Raw genomic sequence first — 19,067 nt, 5'->3', positions numbered from 1 at the left:
CGATCGGGCTCAGCTCCTTTTTAGCAGCTTATTATGGTAAAAAAGACAATCAGCCCCGGGCAGCAGCGCGTGCGTACAGCCTTTAAAGCGGGGGTGGCTTTTTTGAGGCCTTTAAATGGATTGGTCAAAAAAGGGTTTTCCGAGATGGCCAAACGGAAAAATAGCCTCGCAGGGGGATTGGCCCTGGGATGTTTGCTAAAGATGGCCATCAGGCATGAGGAGGGTGGACCTGTGGTAGATCCTGCATTGGTACGCCTCAGTGAAGGTTCTCTGTCAGGTCTATATGGCATTAGCATAAATCGTTATGCCGATTCTATTGAACTGACGCATGAGGTACGGTATTCGCGATTTTTAGATTCGGATGACAGGCTAATACTCTGTGCCTATCAGGTAGAGAAAGGCTATGCCTACGTCAACGAGCAGATCTGGCAACGGCGGGAAGGACGCGTAATTTTGCCGATTCCCGAAGGATTCCGCGAGGATGGATTCCATCTTTATCTACTGCTGTCAGACCGGAAGGGTACAAAGTATGCACGGTCAAAATATCTGGGTTATTCAACAAAATGAAAACAAAACATATCCTGCTGCTCCAACGGAAATATGGGGCGCAGGGAACCAATGGAACCATCACCTATCAGGGTGAAGAAATCTGCCATACAATCGAGCTACCCGACAGAAATAATATTCCACGGATTAGCTGTATCCCCATCGGGCAGTATAAACTTGAAAAGCGGCGTTACCCCAAACATGGCGAACAGATCGGCATTCCCATGGTACTCGGACGCGAAGCAATTCTCATCCATGCGGCCAACAATGCGTTAAAAGAGCTGCAGGGCTGCATTGCCCCGGTCACGACTTTAACCGGTATAGGTACAGGGGATTACAGTGGCAAAGCTTTAGCAAAACTCAAGGCGCTGGTGTATAGCCTGTGGGATATGGGGGATGAAGTGTATTTGAATATTCGGTAGCAATTTGGAGGACATGAATTTGCGCTGCATTCCTTTGTGCCATCTTCTTAGCAATATGACTGCATAAATCAAACTCGCTTTGCTCGGACAGTGACTTATGCTATCGTCATATTGCGTCAGCGATAGGCAGTCGCAATGCCTGGCTTTCAATTCTTTGTCCTCCTATATTGCTCGAATAAAGAAGTGGGAAGGATTGGATGAGGGTCTACCGCTCTATTCCTTGGTGCAATTGCTTTTGCCCAATGGCTATATGAATTCAAACTCACTTCGTTCAGACAAGAATTCATTTTTAACGCCTTTGGACTTCATCAATTTGCAGTCGGAATATTAGGCTTTGACCGTTCATCCAATCTATTATAAATAATTATGAAAAAGATCTTAATGAAAATAGGACAGGTGCTGCAGGTGGTTCTTGCGGCTCCGGTCAAATGGCCAGGTAAAGCGGGTAATATATTGAAGTATATCGCCGTAGGCCTGGGGATATTGGAAACAGTGATGGAAGAGGAAAAGCCACCACCTGAACTTCCGCCTGAAAAGGAGGAACTCTTCGCTCTGCCGACTAACGAAGAGCGGGACGCTGCCGCGAGCGACCGGATAGATGACCGGCCAGACAGCGCGACGATACAGCAGAACGCGGAAAGGAGTGAAGCTGATGCGGTGGAATGATATTCGTATCTCAGCCCTAGGTGGCACGATCTGCTCCATCTGGGCAAGCATCTCGCTGGGCGATGTGCTGCAGACGGCATTGACAGCCGCGCTGGGCACCTTGATCAGTTTCGCCACGAGTAGATTATTGGCGAAGTTGGGCAAACGAAAGCGATGAACAGCGGTAATCTAGGCGTATCTACGGGTGCGCCTAACTTTTGTAGGGCTTCGACATATTGTATTGATATCAATTTTGGAATGCGTTCGGGATCAGAGGGAAACGAAATTTTTCACACTATTATCGAGGGGGCACAGGCCGTATTGTCAATAAATTGAGGATAAGCGTAAAAATAATTTTTTCATTTTGTTGACACTAATTTGAGACATCTGTCATACATTTGTGTCAAATGAGTAAAGACAAATTAATAAATAGCGCTGTAAAAGTTTTTAATGAAGATTTTCATGCGCCATTAGAAAGGGTAGCCGAAGTTGCTCAAATAAGCAAGCGAACTTTGTACCGATATTTTAAAGACCGAGAGGCTCTTATCACAGCCTGCTATGCCGACATGCTAGAAAATTGGTATCAGGCTATGGTAACAGCCTTCAACAGCGATAATGATCCGATCAAACAATTGGAGGCAATGTTACATGCTGCTATCGACTGCGGCGTAAAGTATATTTTCTTACACACTTTGGAAGAGAAGCATGTTGATGTTGCAGACCTGGATAAAGATAAATTATTGGCTTATGAACGAACAAAAGAAAAATGGTTCGCTTTGGTTCCTGAATTGCAGGAGAAACATATTATAGACAATCGATTATCAGCTCCCTGGATCAGACATCTCTTTGAAAGCATGGCAAGGACTAGTGTAAAGGCATTAAATTCTGGTGATGTTGCTCCAAATGATCTTAAAAAATTTGCTTGGTTGTCTTTCAGCCGCAGTATAGGTATCCGATAATCTCCTAAATATAATAACATGATAAAGTCTTTTTTGCTGATAGGGCAATCAAATATGGCGGGCCGTGGTATTCAAAATTCCGTACCTCCTATAATTAATGAATCAATAAAGATGCTCCGTAATGGTCGTTGGCAGATAATGGCCGAACCAATACACAGCGACAGGCCTATCGCCGGTGTTGGGCTTGCATCGTCTTTTGCTGCCTCGTGGCATGCAGACAACATTGGCGAGGAAATCGGCCTTATCCCTTGTGCCGATGGCGGTACCAGCCTGAACGACTGGCAGGCAGGCGGCGAACTTTTTGACCATGCTATTTTTCAGGCAAAACTTGCTCAGCGCAGCAGTAAGTTATCGGGAATTCTATGGCACCAGGGAGAAAACGATTCATCTGCAGAACTGGCCGCAAACTATGTCGATAAATTTGATGTTATTGTCAATGAGCTACGTAATCAGTTAGAAGTTCCTGATGTTCCCCTTATCATTGGTGGGATAGGCGATTTTTTGCCCCATGGGCAGTTTGGAGCACATTTCCATGATTATTATTTAGTTAATAACGCCTTACAGGAATATGCAGCATCACACAGTAATTGTCATTTCGTTACCGCAAAAGGTTTGACTGCCAACGAAGACCAAATCCATTTCGACGCGAAGTCAGTTAGAAAATTCGGGCTTCGATACTATCAGGCATTTTTAAATGCAGCAGATGTGACTGAAGCTTTAATTGATGAAGACGAATTGCTGGAAAAGATTTATAGACGTGAATCGTCGCCTAATGAGCAGAAATTTATATTAGAGGTTCAATTTGCATCTGGAAAAATTGCATTTAAAGAATTTCAGGAACAACTGAAACTGATTGGTAAATAACGTAATAATTTGGAAGCTAGGGATCTTGATAGAACTCAAAAATTATTAGAAAATTCAGTAGTTTATGAGGAAAAGAAATAAAGTTAACGATATAAGCTTGGGTTTTTACCAATAAATTTTTGTTTATATTTGAGTTACGTTGATCAATTATAATAACCTAGTGAAAGCGAAACAACTTATTCTTCTATGCATTTTTGCGATGGCTTACTGTACACCATTACAGGCAAGCAAAATAGATTCCTTACTGCAAGTCTTAGATAAAGCTATAAATAATAGGACAGTTTATTTAGATACCAAGATTCGTCAGATTGATTCAATCAAAGATCGGTTGAGAAATCACTCAGCAGCCAAAGATCGCTATGAGATACAAACCCAGTTAATCTTTGAATATCAAACCTTAAACTGCGATTCTTCCCTTACCTATATTGATCACAATATCGCAATAGCCAAACAATTGAACGATCAGAAGCTCATGACCGAAAGCCAAGTCAAATTGGCTTTTGTTCTTTCCATCTCTGGATTGTTTACCCAGGCATGGGAGGTACTGAAGCAAATCGATTATGATGGGCTGCCTCAGCACCTCAAGGTCATCTACCACTGGAGCTATATCCGTTATTATGAAAACTTGATCAAATATACTGACCACGATAATTACAATAGGCAGTACGAAAGCGAAATCGCCAAATCTAGGAATAGCCTCATGGGACTGCTTGACCCAAAATCGGATATGTACCTCAAGGAGAAAGCATTTAAACTCAAAGCAGCCGGTATGTTTAAAGAGTCTAGGGATCTTCAGTTGCATTTATTTAAAAAGGAAAAAAGTGATACACACGGTTATGGAATGGCTGCCATGGGTCTTGCTATGATTGCTAGAGAACTCGGCGAAATGCAGCTGGTAGAAGAATACCTGATCATGGCTGCAATAACAGATGTACGCCTGGCGATTAAGGAAAACGAGTCGTTATTGACTTTGGCGATTTACTTGAACAAAAAAGGGGATGTAAACAGAGCTTTTACCTATATTCAGGCTGCCCTGGACGATGCCAATTACTACAATTCGCGCTTCCGCAATACCGTGATTGCACGTACGCAGCCTATTATCGAAGCGACCTATCTGGCCAAAATCGACCAACAACGGAAAAACCTACGTCTGTATGCGATCGTAATCAGCATATTTGCGATTATTTTGATCCTCACACTCTATTTCTTATTTAAACAGATGAGGATCGTATCCCGTGCTCGAAAGAAACTCAATATGACCAATGAGCAACTGACGCTCGTCAACCATAAACTGGACGAGGCCAACCTCGTGCGTGAACGTTATATCGGCTATTACCTCAATCAGTGTGCGGTGTACCTAGACAAATTAGATGATTTCAGGAAAAATGTGTACCGTAAAGTCAAAAGCCGTCAGCTTGAGGACCTGCAGCAACTTACCTCCTCCAATGCATCACTTGAAAAATATGCGCAAGATCTTTATACTGATTTTGACCGTACGTTTCTAGAGGTATATCCCAATTTTGTCGATGAATTTAATAGCCTGCTCCGGCCAGATGAACAGTATCAGCTGAAAAAGGATAAACTCAATACCGAGCTCCGCATTTTTGCGCTGATTCGATTGGGAATATCTGATGTGAACCAGATCGCTATATTTCTACGTTATTCGATGCAAACCATCTATAACTATAAAAGCAAAGTAAAGAGTAAGGCGATCAATGATGCTGAACATTTTGAAGAAAAAGTACGAAAACTGGGCGCAGTATCCCCAAATCAATTCTAAATCATTTACCAAAACACTTTGCTTGCTTATTTGTAAAATTTTGTTTTTCAGTTTTTTAGTTTGATTTCTGTGCTTTAATCGTTTACTAAGAGCCCTACTTGCAGCTGCAAGTAGGGCTCTTGCGTTATACATTTGTTTCCAAGGGAATGCCGATAGAACCAATACCAATTTGATAAATCTATATTTACGTTTTACCTATCGTCAACCTGATACAATTTTAATCTTATGGGAAATTATTCTAAAAAAATCTTTTTAGCAGGATTCATCGTTCTCGTCTCTTTGGGAACAGCTCTCCGGACTGTTGCACAACAAATTTCGCCTTTTAAGGATGGCGATCGCGTGGTCTTTTTGGGAAATAGTATTACAGATGGTGGGCACTACCACGCCTATATCTGGCTGTATTACCTCACACGTTTTCCCGAAATGAAATTGAAGGTATTCAACGCCGGAATCGGGGGCGATCGCGTGGTGGATATGCTCAGAAGATTGGATGGCGATGTTTTCAGCAAGCAGCCTACGGTATTGATCACGACTTTCGGTATGAACGATTCAGGCTATTTTGAATATAACGGTGATCAGCCGGAGATTTTCGCGGATACCAAGGTAAAAGAGTCGTATGATGGGTACAAGGAAATGGAAAAAAGATACAAAGGGTTGGTCGATACCCGTCTGGTATTGCTTGGAAGCACGCCTTATGATGAAAATGTGGTGATCAAGGATAATAAGCCCTTTAAAAATAAAAATAAGGCTATGAAACGCATTGTAGATTTTCAGCGTGAATCGGCCAAAAGCAATGGCTGGGAATTCTTTGATTTTAATCAGTCCATCAGCGCAATCAATGCGAATTTTCAGCAAAAGGATCCAACCTTCACCATATCGGGAAGCGACCGCGTGCACCCGGATAATAATGGGCATATGGTCATGGCTTATTTATTCTTAAAAGCACAGGGATTTGCCGGTCAAGGGGTAGCTACAGTGGGTATTGACGCCTCGAAGCAACGTGTGACAGAAGCAAAGAACTGTACGGTTGAAAATGTCAAAAAAGCTGGAAATAACCTCAGTTTTGATTATCTAGCGGCGGCATTGCCTTATCCTATAGATACAGTCGCTAGAGGCTGGGGGGCTAAATATAGTCAGCACGATGCCGTTAAGATCGTCCCTTTTATGGATGAAATGAATCAGGAAGTCTTGCAGGTAAAGGGACTTAAAGGAAATTACACCTTATGGATTGACGATCAGGAAATCGGTGTATGGTCTGCTGCGGATCTCGACAAAGGGGTCAATCTGGCAACTCAGACACGGACACCACAATATCAGCAGGCCTTGAAAGTGATGTTCCTCAATGAAGAACGCTGGGAGATTGAACGCCGCTTCCGTGATCTGGCCTGGGTGCAGTATAATTTTTTTCTCCCAAAAGGATTGTTGAATGCCGACAATCGAAAGGCAATCGAGGTCATGGACCAACATGTCGCCACAGATGGTTGGTTGCGTGCAAAAAGAGATCTCTATGCCAAAGCGATGTATCCTGAAGTACGCGCGGCCTGGCAAAGCCAAATTGATGATCTACAGCAGCGCATGAATGAAGTAAATCAACCTGTTAAGCGTTCTGTGCGTCTTGTGCAGCTGAAAAAATAATGGCATGACCGGGTTGAAAAAAATAGCAGTTATTTTGGTCCTTGTGTTGGTTTCAGCAGCTGGACTAAAGGGACAACAGCAAGCTTATTTTGTCGATGGTTATCACGGCGGGGTTTACGGACACTACCCATTTTGGGTAACGACATTTATGCTCGACCATCTGGAAGCATCACCAAGCTGGCGAATTGGACTTGAGATCGAACCGGAGACCTGGGATACGGTCAAGGTTAAGGATGCTGCTGGCTATGCACGCATGAAGGAATGGGCGAAGGATTCACGTCTGGATTTCACAAATCCGACCTATGCGCAACCTTATCTGTATAATATCTCTGGTGAAAGTATTATTCGCCAATTTGCTTATGGTATGGCTAAATACCAGTCGCATTTTCCGGGGATTAATTTTACAACTTATGCTGTGGAAGAACCTTGTTTTACAAGCAGTCTACCCCAGATCCTTCGGCAATTCGGATTTCAGTATGCGGTACTTAAAACGCCAAATACCTGCTGGGGAGGCTATATCAGGGCACATGGTGGTCAATTTCTGAATTGGGAAGGGCCCGATGGTACGGCAATCCTTACGGTACCCCGTTATGCAAATGAGGCTTTTGAAAAAAACTCCACCTGGCAGACTACGGCTTGGGCCAATACCGCGGACTATTGGAAGAGTTGCTATGATGCTGGAATTATGAATCCAGTCGGTATGTGCTACCAGGATGCAGGTTGGAAAAATGGTCCGTGGATGGGAACGGGCGAACAGGTGAAAAATAAGGTGCTTTACACCACCTGGACGGAATATTTTCGGTCGGTCCCGGCTGGACGAGCTGTGCCCAGCTGGAAAATGGGGCAGGAGGATATTTTGGTTAATTTAATGTGGGGGAGCCAGGTGCTGCAACGTATTGCACAACAGGTGCGCAAAGCAGAAAACAGCATACTGCAAGCTGAAAAAATCGGTGCCATGGCTTTTATGGATCATGGTTTTGTACCAGATCATAAACGCCTTGACGAAGCTTGGCGAACCTTGATGATGGCCCAGCACCACGACTCGTGGATTGTGCCTTACAATAAATTGCATCAGGACCAGACTTGGGCGCAGGCGATCGAGAAGTGGACAAACAATACCCTGAACATTGCGGACCAATTGATCCAGCAGGCAAATGCTTCTTATGCCACTTCCACGCGGAGTACCAATTCGGAATTGGGCTATATCCGGGTTTATAATACGCTAGCCCGGCACCGAAAGGAATGGGTACAGGTTTTCTTGCCAAAGCATATGGATGATGCCACTGTGTGGACTGGAAAACAGCAGGTATTGCCTGTGAAGTGCCGTCAAACGGATCAGGGTAAGGTCGTGGAATTTGAAGCAGAAGTAAACGGCTTCGGCTATGCTACCTATCAGCTTAAGCCCGCTCAACCCATTAAGCCGGGACAATCTAAATCTCGTGAGCGACGAAAAATCGTCCGCTTTGATACCGAAGGCAATTGTATTCTCGAAAATGAATTGTACAAGATTGTGCTGGACAAAAAGCAGGGTGGAACAATCAAGAGTCTGATTGCCAAATATGCAAATCATAAGGAATTCGCTGCACAAGATGGGGGATATCGGATGGGAGAAATCGCAGGGCATTTTTATGAGCAGGAGAAATTTTATTCTTCCAAGGAAAGCCCTGTAGTGTTTACTATCGTACAGGATGATGGGCTGAAAACAACGGTGGAGGTAAAAGGGAATATCAATGGGCATCCTTTTGTTCAGTTGCTGTCTCTAGTGGCAGGGCAGCAACGCATCGATATGGACCTGACCATCGATTGGAAAGGCAATGTGGGAATCGGTGAATATAAGCAACAAAAGAAATGGACTGATAATAGACGTGCTTTTACGGACGATCGCTATAAGTTGAAAGTCATGTTTCCTTCAACTTTGAAACAGGGGAAAATAGCCAAAAATGCACCTTTTGACGTCACCGAAAGTAGCTTAGAGGATACTTTTTTTGGCCAGTGGGATCAGATTAAGAACAACGTGGTGTTGAACTGGGTAGATCTCTATGATGAAAATAGCCAATATGGACTCGCCATACTGACCGACCATACGGGGTCATACGTCCATGGTAAAGCGTATCCATTGAGTCTGACGGCACAATACTCGGGTTTGGGATTGTGGGGGATGGATTATAAGATCACTGAACCATTACACATGCGCTATGCATTGATACCACATGAAAATAACTGGAATACAGCGCGTATCGCAGACCGAAGCAATGCCTGGAACGAACCCTTGCTGGCATGCTATCATCCCCATTTGAAACTCAGCGATCGTCAGCTGATCACAATCTCGGATAATAACCTGGAAATCTCGGCCTTGCAGCTGGACCATGGACAACTTAGCTTACGCCTCTTTAATACGCGCAATAAACAGGCCACATCATCTGTCGCCATAAACTCTCCTGCGGCTTCGCTGCAGGAAGTTCTGCTAAATGGTGAGCAAAAGGGGAATATTCCCCTGAGTAGGATAGATGACAAGAGGAAGGCTTTTGTGGTGCAGCTGCCAAAATTCGGAATCAGAACCTTTCAGATTAATAAATAGAACCTAAGAAACGATAAATCAATATGAACAAATTATATGGACTGCTATCTTGTTTTGTTATCGCGCTAATCCTGTCTTCGACATCGTGTGCTAGTCGCCGATATCATCCTGTTCCCAGTTTAGCAGACTATGTCAATCCATTTATTGGTGCGAGTACAAGTGTGGGCGCCGCAGGTACGTATCATGGTTTGGGAAAGACTTTTCCGGGGGCGACGACACCCTATGGCATGGTACAGGTGAGCCCTAACACGATTACAGGCGGTGATAACAGTCCTGGGTATAGTTACGAGCATCGCAGTATGGAAGGTTTTGCTTTCACGCAGATGAGTGGAGTAGGCTGGTATGGCGATCTCGGAAATTTTCTGGTGATGCCTACCACCGGTAGGTTGCATACCATTGCGGGTAAGGAGGATGGTACCGTGACCGGTTATCGGTCTCCCTACAACAAGTCCACTGAGATCGCCCAGGCTGGCTACTATGCGGTTGATCTCGAACGGTATAACATACGGGTGGAGGCTACCGCTGCCCCACATAGCGGTATGCTTCGTTTTACCTTTCCGCAAAGTAAGGAATCACGTATCCAGATTGATTTGGCGCGTCGCGTTGGCGGCACTGCGATACAGCAATATGTCCGAAAAGTAGATGACTATAGTATTCAGGGATGGATGCACTGTGCGCCGGAGGGCGGTGGCTGGGGCGATGGCGACGGTAAGGCAGATTATACCGTTTACTTTTATGCACGCTTTGATAAACCCTTAAAAAAATATGGTATCTGGTCGGCAGAAATCCCCGACAACTGGACGCGTAAGCGTGAGGATGTACAATCCATAACCTACCAAAATCGGATAGCCGAAGCGAAGGTATGGCCCGGAAAAAACGAAATGGAAGGCAAACACCTTGGCGTTTTCTCCGAATTTGAAACCCGACAGGGCGAGCAGGTCAATCTACAGGTCGGCATTTCTTTCGTCGATATGCAGGGCGCCGAAAATAATTTTAAAAAGGAAATCGCAGGCAAGAATTTCGATGAAGTCCGTCGGGAAGCCAAAGAAATGTGGAATACACAGCTGTCAAAGATCGCTGTCAATGGTGGTACAGAGGATCAGAAAACGATCTTTTACACAGCATTGTATCATACCATGATTGATCCGCGCACTTTTACGGATGTGGACGGACGTTATACGGGTGGTGACAACAGAATACACCATAATGAAAGCTTTACAAAACGGACCATTTTTAGTGGGTGGGATGTTTTTCGGTCACAATTTCCGTTGCAAACATTGATTAACCCCAGCTTAGTAAATGATGAGCTCAATTCATTGATCAGTCTGGCTGATGAATCTGGAAAGGGTTATTTTGAACGCTGGGAATTATTAAATGCGTATTCAGGCTGCATGATCGGTAATCCTGCGCTATCGGTACTGGCAGATGCCCATGCGAAAGGAATACGCAATTACGACGCACACAAAGCATTAACTTTTGCAATCAATACCTCCAAAAAATTTGGCAATGATTCTTTAGGTTACAGCCCCGGAGCATTGAGCATTTCGAATACGCTGGAATATGCATACACCGACTGGTGCATAGCACAACTGGCAAAAGGATTGAACAAGACGGAAACAGAACACGTTTATTTGGCCAAAAGTCAAGCTTATCGGAAGATATTCGATCCGGAAAAAGGCTGGTTCAGACCCCGAAAAAGCGATGGGTCATGGGAAGATTGGCCCGTAAATGCCCGAATCAAGGAATGGTATGGTACCATTGAAAGTAACCCATATCAGCAGGGTTGGTTTGTGCCACATGATATTCCAGGCATGATCCAGTTGATGGGCGGTAAAGAAAAGACCTTAGCTGATCTAACGGATTTTTTTGAGAAGACACCTGAAAATATGCGCTGGAACGATTATTATAATCACGCCAATGAGCCCGTGCATTTAGTTCCGTTTTTGTTCAATCATCTGGATGCGCCTTACCTTACCCAAAAATGGACCCGTTACATCTGCGACAACGCGTATAGTAATACCGTAGAGGGAATCGTGGGAAATGAGGATGTAGGACAGATGTCGGCCTGGTATGTGCTGGCCGCCTCGGGGATACATCCCTCTTGTCCGGGGGCAACCCGCTTTGAAATAACAAGTCCCATATTCCAGGAATTGTCTTTTCAGCTGGATCCTAATTATTTCTCGGGAAAAAGGTTTCGCATTGTCGCTCACGATAATTCGGCGGATAATATATATATCCAGCGGGCAGTCCTAAACGGAAAGCCTTATGCTAAAAATTACATTGATTTTAAAGATATGGTGGCTGGGGCAACTTTGGAACTCTATATGGGGCCTAATCCAAACAAAGACTGGGGGATCAAATGAAAAAAAGACTAGTATATATACTGCTATTCCTACAGCTTACTCTTGTTGGCTATGGTCAAGTACGCGAGATTTCGCTCAATAGTGATAATCCTACGATTCGTTGGGAAATAAAGCCCCAGTCGGATCTGCCTTATTCAGGGCAGGAAATAGCACAACCCGATTTTCGGATGAAAGACCCTGTGCGCGGTATTGTTCCGGGGGTCGTCTTCACAGCTTATGTGGATCAAGGACTGGTACCAGATCCCAATTTTTCAGACAACATCTACCGCGTAGATGAACGGCTATTCAACCGTCCGTTCTGGTACCGTACCTCTTTTCGCCTGCCTGCAGACTATAGAAAGGGACAACGTGTGTGGATCCATTTTGACAATACCAACCGTTATGCCGATTTTTTCTGCAATGGCGTGAAATTATCGGGTACAGCTGGCTCTACCAAAGATGTCAGTGGCCATATGTTGCGCAGCAAATTTGATATCACAGATCTCGTGCGTGTGGGGCAGGAAAATGCAATCGCGGTGTTGATTACCGATGCCGATCAGAAGAAAACACTTACGGCAAAAGAACCTTTTGGCGTAACGGCAAGCCCCACGTACTTGGCTGCGGCTGGCTGGGACTGGATGCCTTATGTGCCGGGACGTTTGGCTGGGATTACTGGCAATGTATCGCTGCGCTTTGCTGGCGACGTCAGTATGGAAGACCCTTGGATGCGGTCCGACCTGGAAAGCAACGAGTTTGCCTACCTGGACTTTTCGACCGATCTAAAAAATACAGGTGATCAACCCAAAGAAATAACACTGGAAGGGATCATCAAGCCCGGGGATATCCGATTTTCTAAAAAGGTAGAAGTTCCGGCACATAGCACCCAAAGGGTATATATCACCCGCAAGGAGGTGAAGGAATTTTTGATCAAACAGCCGCTGCTATGGTGGCCAAATGGTTATGGGGATCCGAATTTGTACAGTTGTTCGCTTACCGCAAAAATTGGTGATGAGATCTCGGATCAGAAGCAGATCCAGTTTGGTATCCGTAAATATGAGTACCATTATGTACGCAATAAGGCAGGATGGCCAGTGCTGAATTTTTATGTCAACGGAAAAAAGATCTATCTCAAAGGTGGGAATTGGGGAATGAGCGAATACTTGCTCCGCTGCCAAGGGGAAGAGTACGGTCTCAAGATCAAGTTACATAAGGATATGAACTATAATATGATCCGCTTGTGGACGGGCTCGATCACAGACGATGCTTTCTATGATTATTGCGATCGTTACGGGATGATGGTGTGGGACGATTTTTGGCTCTATGTGGCATATAATGATGTGGCCGATGATGATGATTTTAAAGCAAATGCGCTCGATAAAGTAAAACGACTGCGAAATCATGCCAGCATCGCTATCTGGTGCGGCGCCAATGAAACGCGTCCAAAACCTGAATTGGATAATTACCTGCGTGCTATTGTGGCGTCTGAAGACCACAATGATCGGCTGTATAAGTCCAGTTCCAATCAGGATGGTCTTTCGGGAAGCGGATGGTGGGGCAATCAGCCACCGCGGCACCATTTTGAAACTTCGGGAAGCAACCTAGCCTGGAACGATCCGCCTTACCCTTATAGCAGCGACTACGGTTATGGCCTACGTACGGAAATCGGAACGGCTACTTTTCCCAATTATGAAAGTATCGTGAAGTTTATCCCAAAGGACAAGCTCTGGCCATTACCTACGGACGAACAGCTCAAATCGGAAGATGACAATGTGTGGAATAGGCATTTTTTCGGTAAGGAAGCTGCTAACGCCAGTCCTATCCAGTATAAAAGTGCTGTCAATAAACAGTATGGCGAATCGATGGACCTATCTGCATTTGCTGAAAAGGCGCAATACCTTAACCTCGAAGTCATGAAGGGCATGTATGAGGCCTGGAACGACAAGCTCTGGGACGACGCAGCAGGCATGCTGATCTGGATGAGCCAATCGGCCTACCCTTCATTGGTATGGCAGACCTATGATTACTATTACGATGCAACGGGCGCCTATTGGGGAGCGAAAAAGGCCTGCGAACCGGTACATATTCAATGGAATGCATCCAACAACAGTGTTAAGGTGATCAATACGAGCTTAAAGAGCCTTGATTCGGTATGGATTTCGGCGAAGGTCTTTGATATGGATGGCCAGGAGGTCAAAAAATATGGTCTGCAAACCAGTGCTACTGTACATGCTAATATGGCGAAGGAAATCTTCCGTCTAAATTTTGACGACGAGCAAGAAGCTACAGCCTTGTCGGATCTACACTTCATCAAGCTTACCCTGAAGGATAGAAAGGGAGCTTTGCTGTCTGAAAACTTTTATTGGCGAAATGGCCGAAAAGAGCTGGATTATACCAGCTTAACTAGTTTGCCGAAAGCCAAGCTTGAATTTGACTATAAAAAAGAAGCGGGAACCGAAGGTATTATGCTTCGCATTGTTAACCGTGGAAAGTCAGTATCATTTGGTAATCGCTTACGCCTGGTGGATGCAGCAACTAATGAACGCATTTTGCCGCTCATGATTTCGGATAATTATTTTACCCTGATGCCGGGCGAGGAAAAGCATGTTCGGCTTACGGAATCCCATGCACAGCAATTAAAAAATGCGAAGCTGTTATGGAAGCAATATGGTCATGCCGAAAAGGAAACATTGAAACTAAAGAACATTTTTTAAAGATGATACAAATTTAAATAACTGATTATGAAACGAAGATTATGTATTTATCTGACTATGATTTACGCGATGCTAAATCAGGCGCAAGCGCAGCAGGCGGACCTGGTAAAGTATGTGAATACGCTCCAGGGAACGGAATCTGAATGGAGCCTGTCCTATGGAAATACTTATCCTACGGTAGGACTGCCTTTTGCGGTGCATTTCTTTTCGGCACAAACGGGGAAAAATGGAGATGGCTGGAAATATCAATACAAAGCAAACAGCATACGCGGATTTCAGCAAGTTCACCAATGTAGTCCCTGGATGGGCGATTATATGGTTTTTTCGTTGATGCCGGGCCTTGGGAAGTTGGAGGTCAATGAGGAACGTCGCGCGTTATCCTTCAAACATGAAAATGAGATCGCTAAGCCGCATTATTATGATGTGAATTTTGATAACGGCATCAAGGCGGAACTGAGTCCAGTGGAAAGAGGGGCGCATATGCGCTTTAGCTTCCCGAAAAAGGAAAAAGCGTTCTTGCTATTGGATGGCTTTTTGGGCGATAGCGAGATTAAGATAATTCCTGAGGAACGCAAGATTGTCGGGTATGTGCATAATGGGCGTTTTGTGCCCGAGCATATGAAAAATTATTTTGTGCTTACCTTCGATCAGGATTTTAAAGCTTACGGCACCTGGGAAAATGTCAAGGGCACAATCCAGGCCGGGCAGCGCTATGATGCTGGGAAAGGTAAAGGTGGATATCTGGAATTCCGCCCTGGGGCAAAAGTGGAAGTGAAGATTGGTTCATCCTATATCAGTCCGCAGCAGGCAGATCTTAATTTTAAACGCGAACTGGGCGGACACAATACTTTTGAGGTGAGTAAAAAGAAAGCTTTTGATACCTGGAATGCATTGCTGAACCGCGTGCGCGTAGAAGGGGGAACGGAAGCGGAGATGGCAACATTTTATTCCTGCATGTTCAGGGCCAACTTATTTTCACGTAAGTTCTATGAAATGGATCCGGAGGGCAATCCCTATTATTTCAGCCCTTATGATGGTAAGATTCACAAAGGGTACATGTTTACGGATAATGGTTTTTGGGATACTTTTCGTGGACAATTTCCCTTGAGTAATCTTTTGCATCCGGTCATGCAGGGGCGTTATATGCAGTCCTTGCTGGATGCGCAAAAGCAGGCCGGATTTTTTCCGACCTGGTCCAATCCTGGAATGTCCGGCGTGATGATCGGCAATCATGCCATTTCGTTATTGACGGATGCCTGGGTGAAGGGGATCCGAACCTTCGATGCCGACAGTGCTCTGGCTGCCTATTACCATGAAGCGACCAATAAAGGATTGTGGGGTGGATCAAATGGGCGCGAAGGGTGGAAGGAGTATTTTACCAAGGGGTATGTTCCTTATGGCGATATTCACGAAAGTACGGCAAAGACATTGGAATATGCCTACGATGACTTCTGTGGTTATCAGTTGGCAAAGGCTACGGGCAACAAATTCTATGAAAATATCTTTGCCCGGCAGATGTATAACTACAAAAACGTATTTGATCCTCAGGTAAACTTTATGCGCGGCAGGCTAGATAATGGGCAATGGCGTGAACCCTTTGATCCTGTAGAATGGGGTGGCCCTTTCACAGAAGCAAATGCCTGGCAATATACTTGGTCGGTGATGCACGATGTGAATGGCTTGATCAACCTGATCGGTGGGGTGGATAAGTTTAATGCAAAGTTGGATACGTTCTTTACCATGGAGCAACGTGTCAACTACGGTAGCTATAAGCAGGAAATCCATGAAATGCGTGAAATGTTGTTGTCAAAAATGGGGCAGTATGCGCATGGCAACCAGCCGACACAGCACGTCCCGTATCTGTATAATTTCAGCGGTCAACCCTGGAAAGCACAAAAATATGCTCGTATGGTGACATCGCGCCTTTATAATGCGACGGAAAAGGGGTATCCCGGCGATGAGGATCAAGGGCAGATGTCTTCCTGGTATGTATTGAGTGCTATGGGGATCTATAGCGTCTGTCCCGGTACCGATGAATATGTGTTTGGGAGTCCAGTATTCAAAAAAGTGACCATCAGTCTCGATAATGGGAAAACATTTACCATCAAGGCAGATAACAATAGTCTGGAACATGTCTATATTCAATCTGCTACGCTCAATGGAGCAGCCTACGACAAAAATTTTATTCGTTATGAAGATCTGCTGAAAGGGGGCGAGCTTCATTTTGTCATGGGCGATAAACCCAATTATAAAAGGGGGATTTCTACGGCTTCGAGGCCATTTTCCCTGAGTTCGATCGATTAGATCTTTTGAAAAAACTAATGCCAGCGGGCTAGGCTCGCTGACATCATGATAGCATAACCAATTATTTAACTGTTTTACAAAAAATTATGAACAAAAGCCAATTGACATTTTGTGCTCTGGCCTTCCTCGCCTGTACGGCTTGTAGTAAACAGGGATTTTTAGATCAGACACAATCTTCAGATCTGAATGAAGAGGTCGTTTTTTCAGATAGTACGTATACCATTAACTTCCTGTCGGGAATATATGGTGATATTGGGTTTGCGACTTGGCCTAAGCGCTTTGGTGGTGGTGGGCTTGATGCCAGTACAGATGAAGCGGAAGGCGCTGGACTCGGCAGTATCAATACCTTCATCCAGTTTGCCACGGGTACTGTCAACTCCAATATTATCACCAATGATGCCTGGGCAAAACCCTATACTAATATTCGTAGGGCAAATATTATGCTTAAAAACCTGCATAGGGCACGCTTTGGTACGAATATTAAGGTGCGGGTAAAAGCCGAGACCCGGTTTTTAAGAGCTTATTATTACTTTATTTTATTGGAACATTATGGTGGTGTGCCACTGATGGGAGACAGTGTTTACGCAGCAAGTGATGTCATCCCAGCTAAGCGTAATACTTTCGATGAATGTGTGAGCTATATTGCAGCTGAATGCGATGCTGCCGCGCAAGATCTTCCATGGGAACATGCTGGCGAAGACTATGGACGTATCAGTAAAGCAGCCTGTTATGGGTTGAAATCTCGCTTGCTGCTTTATGCTGCGAGCCCGCTATTCAATGGTAGCCCAGTGACAACAGAGGGGACGTTGAAGGATGTCGTTGCCTATCCCGTTGTGGATGAAACACGCTGGCAGCGGGCCGAAGCGGCAGCAGAGCAGGTCATTGAATCGGGACATTACAGTTTGTATGTCAATAACGATCCCGAACTTGGATTTGGCTTCTATCAGCTGTTTCAATTGCGCAAAAACTCAGAATATATACTCGCTAGAATGCAAGATTCCAACCGGGATCTTGAAGGTATCTGGAATCCGCCAACTTTTGGCGTAAGCAACCCCGGCGCTTATCCGTATCTGGAAACGGTGGATGCTTTTGGGATGCGTAATGGTTTGCCTATTAACGATCCCAATGCTGGATACGATCCGAAAAACCCCTATAAAAACCGGGATCCCCGCTTAGCGAATACCGTAACCAGGGATCAGTCGATGGTCTTCCACCGGGATGGATTGGCCCGAAGACCAGTCAATATCTATATCGATAAGACCAATCCAAACAATGTGACTTCGGGGCAGGATGCCATTTACCGGGGCACGCCCACGGGGTATTATACCTATAAGATGGTCAATCGGGATGTAGCGGCGGATTGGTTTAATACCTATACGCCACGCTGTCTGCCGATTATCCGATATGCGGAAATTTTGTTGAACTATGCTGAAGCACGCAACGAATCGCTCGGAATCCCGGATCAGAAGGTCTATGCGGCCGTGGAGGCCATCCGAGAAAGGGCAGGATTGGATCCTTTTGTATTGCCGATTGGCCTAAACAAGGACGCTATGCGTGAGATAATCCGGAATGAGCGACAAAAAGAACTGGCCTTTGAAGGACATCGTTTTTTTGACGTACGCCGTTGGAAGTTGGCCGAATCATTGGAAAACAGACAGCTGCATGGAACCGAACCCGTCCGTACAGCATCGGGGACAAGCTACAATACCATCAAGGTACGAAAACGTGTCTTTGACAAACGGATGTACCTCTGGCCCATCCCGCGATCAGAAGTAGCGAAGTCCTTAGACTTGATTCAAAATCCAGGATATTAAAAAAAACTAAACGGATGAAAATATATAAGATACTCTCATGGTCCTTGATGCTGGTCCTGTGTATGGGAATAAACTCCTGTAAAGATGAGCTGGGCAATATCCCCACCGAAGAGGCCGAAAAAGATATTACCGGAAAATGGCAAGTAACTCAGCTGACCCGAAACGGGGAAGACCTGAGTAAGCGTTTAGCATTGGACAATTTTAAGATCGATTTCAATGCCGATGGAACCTATACCATAGCTGATAATCTACCTTTTGTGGTCAGCGGCTCAGGAAAGTACCGTTTGGACGACCCACAGTATCCCTTTAGTGTTGTGCTTAGTCCAGCAGAAGGCAAAGCGGACATTGTCCTCAAATTCCAATTTCCTGTGGTCAAGGGCAAACGTCAGCTCAGCTTAGTGATGAGCCTGGGTTGTAGCAGCAACACCTATCAATATGATTGTGAACGTTTGAACGGTGGAATATGA

15 protein-coding genes are annotated in these 19,067 nt (G+C 44.9%); all 15 read left to right on the top strand.

The window, feature by feature from the left end; translation table 11 throughout:
• Positions 1-33 precede the first annotated feature (33 nt).
• The 15 genes from B3P16_RS20220 to B3P16_RS20150 all read left to right on the top strand — a co-directional run bounded on the left by B3P16_RS20220 (position 34) and on the right by B3P16_RS20150 (position 19,067).
• Positions 34-567, top strand: a complete 534-nt coding sequence (locus tag B3P16_RS20220) for a DUF6266 family protein (protein ID WP_286844083.1) — start codon at positions 34-36, stop codon at positions 565-567.
• Positions 564-968, top strand: coding sequence for a DUF5675 family protein (locus B3P16_RS20215; protein ID WP_286844081.1), 405 nt, complete (start codon positions 564-566; stop codon positions 966-968). The genes B3P16_RS20220 and B3P16_RS20215 overlap by 4 nt, the downstream gene beginning before the upstream one ends.
• 97 nt (positions 969-1,065) lie before the next feature.
• Positions 1,066-1,299: a hypothetical protein gene (locus tag B3P16_RS20210; RefSeq protein WP_286844079.1), complete on the top strand. Its 234-nt coding sequence runs from the start codon at positions 1,066-1,068 to the stop codon at positions 1,297-1,299.
• Positions 1,300-1,334: 35 nt separating this feature from the next.
• Positions 1,335-1,634: a hypothetical protein gene (locus tag B3P16_RS20205; protein ID WP_286844077.1), complete on the top strand. Its 300-nt coding sequence runs from the start codon at positions 1,335-1,337 to the stop codon at positions 1,632-1,634.
• The gene (locus tag B3P16_RS20200) at positions 1,621-1,791 is read left to right on the top strand and encodes a hypothetical protein (RefSeq protein WP_286844076.1); all 171 of its coding nucleotides are present in this window, start codon (positions 1,621-1,623) and stop codon (positions 1,789-1,791) included. The genes B3P16_RS20205 and B3P16_RS20200 overlap by 14 nt, the downstream gene beginning before the upstream one ends.
• Before the next feature lie 229 nt (positions 1,792-2,020).
• A complete protein-coding gene (locus B3P16_RS20195; RefSeq protein WP_286844074.1) occupies positions 2,021-2,572 on the top strand; it encodes a TetR/AcrR family transcriptional regulator in 552 nt (183 codons plus the stop codon).
• An 18-nt stretch (positions 2,573-2,590) separates the two neighbouring features.
• Positions 2,591-3,436, top strand: a complete 846-nt coding sequence (locus tag B3P16_RS20190) for a sialate O-acetylesterase (RefSeq protein ID WP_286844072.1) — start codon at positions 2,591-2,593, stop codon at positions 3,434-3,436.
• A 199-nt stretch (positions 3,437-3,635) separates the two neighbouring features.
• Positions 3,636-5,216 carry a DUF6377 domain-containing protein gene (locus B3P16_RS20185; RefSeq protein ID WP_286844071.1) on the top strand — a complete coding sequence of 527 codons (1,581 nt, stop codon included), beginning with the start codon at positions 3,636-3,638 and terminating at the stop codon, positions 5,214-5,216.
• A 225-nt stretch (positions 5,217-5,441) separates the two neighbouring features.
• Complete coding sequence (locus tag B3P16_RS20180) at positions 5,442-6,851, top strand: SGNH/GDSL hydrolase family protein (protein ID WP_286844069.1); 1,410 nt, start codon at positions 5,442-5,444, stop codon at positions 6,849-6,851.
• Between the two features lie 4 nt (positions 6,852-6,855).
• Entirely contained in the window at positions 6,856-9,429 is a 2,574-nt protein-coding gene (locus tag B3P16_RS20175) for a glycoside hydrolase family 38 C-terminal domain-containing protein (RefSeq protein ID WP_286844067.1), read from the top strand.
• 23 nt (positions 9,430-9,452) lie between these two features.
• On the top strand, positions 9,453-11,792 hold the full coding sequence (locus tag B3P16_RS20170; protein WP_286844066.1) for a GH92 family glycosyl hydrolase: 2,340 nt from the start codon (positions 9,453-9,455) through the stop codon (positions 11,790-11,792).
• The gene (locus B3P16_RS20165; RefSeq protein WP_286844065.1) at positions 11,789-14,482 is read left to right on the top strand and encodes a glycoside hydrolase family 2 protein; all 2,694 of its coding nucleotides are present in this window, start codon (positions 11,789-11,791) and stop codon (positions 14,480-14,482) included. The genes B3P16_RS20170 and B3P16_RS20165 overlap by 4 nt, the downstream gene beginning before the upstream one ends.
• A gap of 27 nt (positions 14,483-14,509) precedes the next feature.
• Positions 14,510-16,786 (top strand): GH92 family glycosyl hydrolase, encoded by a 2,277-nt coding sequence (locus B3P16_RS20160; RefSeq protein WP_286844064.1) that lies wholly within the window; start codon positions 14,510-14,512, stop codon positions 16,784-16,786.
• An 86-nt stretch (positions 16,787-16,872) separates the two neighbouring features.
• Complete coding sequence (locus B3P16_RS20155) at positions 16,873-18,600, top strand: RagB/SusD family nutrient uptake outer membrane protein (protein WP_286844062.1); 1,728 nt, start codon at positions 16,873-16,875, stop codon at positions 18,598-18,600.
• 14 nt (positions 18,601-18,614) lie between these two features.
• Entirely contained in the window at positions 18,615-19,067 is a 453-nt protein-coding gene (locus B3P16_RS20150) for a DUF5004 domain-containing protein (protein WP_286844060.1), read from the top strand.

The organism is Sphingobacterium sp. UBA7631 (assembly GCF_002483935.1).
Taxonomy (GTDB): domain Bacteria; phylum Bacteroidota; class Bacteroidia; order Sphingobacteriales; family Sphingobacteriaceae; genus Sphingobacterium; species Sphingobacterium multivorum.
The sequence above is the reverse complement of the archived record's forward strand: the minus strand, read 5'-3'. Positions and strand labels throughout refer to the sequence as shown.

Bases quoted from the DNA above. Each gene is read 5' to 3' on its own strand.
- B3P16_RS20220 (WP_286844083.1), top strand. From the start codon at position 34: ATGGTAAAAAAGACAATCAGCCCCGGGCAGCAGCGCGTGCGTACAGCC.
- B3P16_RS20215 (WP_286844081.1), top strand. From the start codon at position 564: ATGAAAACAAAACATATCCTGCTGCTCCAACGGAAATATGGGGCGCAG.
- B3P16_RS20210 (WP_286844079.1), top strand. From the start codon at position 1,066: ATGCTATCGTCATATTGCGTCAGCGATAGGCAGTCGCAATGCCTGGCT.
- B3P16_RS20205 (WP_286844077.1), top strand. From the start codon at position 1,335: ATGAAAAAGATCTTAATGAAAATAGGACAGGTGCTGCAGGTGGTTCTT.
- B3P16_RS20200 (WP_286844076.1), top strand. From the start codon at position 1,621: ATGCGGTGGAATGATATTCGTATCTCAGCCCTAGGTGGCACGATCTGC.
- B3P16_RS20195 (WP_286844074.1), top strand. From the start codon at position 2,021: ATGAGTAAAGACAAATTAATAAATAGCGCTGTAAAAGTTTTTAATGAA.
- B3P16_RS20190 (WP_286844072.1), top strand. From the start codon at position 2,591: ATGATAAAGTCTTTTTTGCTGATAGGGCAATCAAATATGGCGGGCCGT.
- B3P16_RS20185 (WP_286844071.1), top strand. From the start codon at position 3,636: ATGGCTTACTGTACACCATTACAGGCAAGCAAAATAGATTCCTTACTG.
- B3P16_RS20180 (WP_286844069.1), top strand. From the start codon at position 5,442: ATGGGAAATTATTCTAAAAAAATCTTTTTAGCAGGATTCATCGTTCTC.
- B3P16_RS20175 (WP_286844067.1), top strand. From the start codon at position 6,856: ATGACCGGGTTGAAAAAAATAGCAGTTATTTTGGTCCTTGTGTTGGTT.
- B3P16_RS20170 (WP_286844066.1), top strand. From the start codon at position 9,453: ATGAACAAATTATATGGACTGCTATCTTGTTTTGTTATCGCGCTAATC.
- B3P16_RS20165 (WP_286844065.1), top strand. From the start codon at position 11,789: ATGAAAAAAAGACTAGTATATATACTGCTATTCCTACAGCTTACTCTT.
- B3P16_RS20160 (WP_286844064.1), top strand. From the start codon at position 14,510: ATGAAACGAAGATTATGTATTTATCTGACTATGATTTACGCGATGCTA.
- B3P16_RS20155 (WP_286844062.1), top strand. From the start codon at position 16,873: ATGAACAAAAGCCAATTGACATTTTGTGCTCTGGCCTTCCTCGCCTGT.
- B3P16_RS20150 (WP_286844060.1), top strand. From the start codon at position 18,615: ATGAAAATATATAAGATACTCTCATGGTCCTTGATGCTGGTCCTGTGT.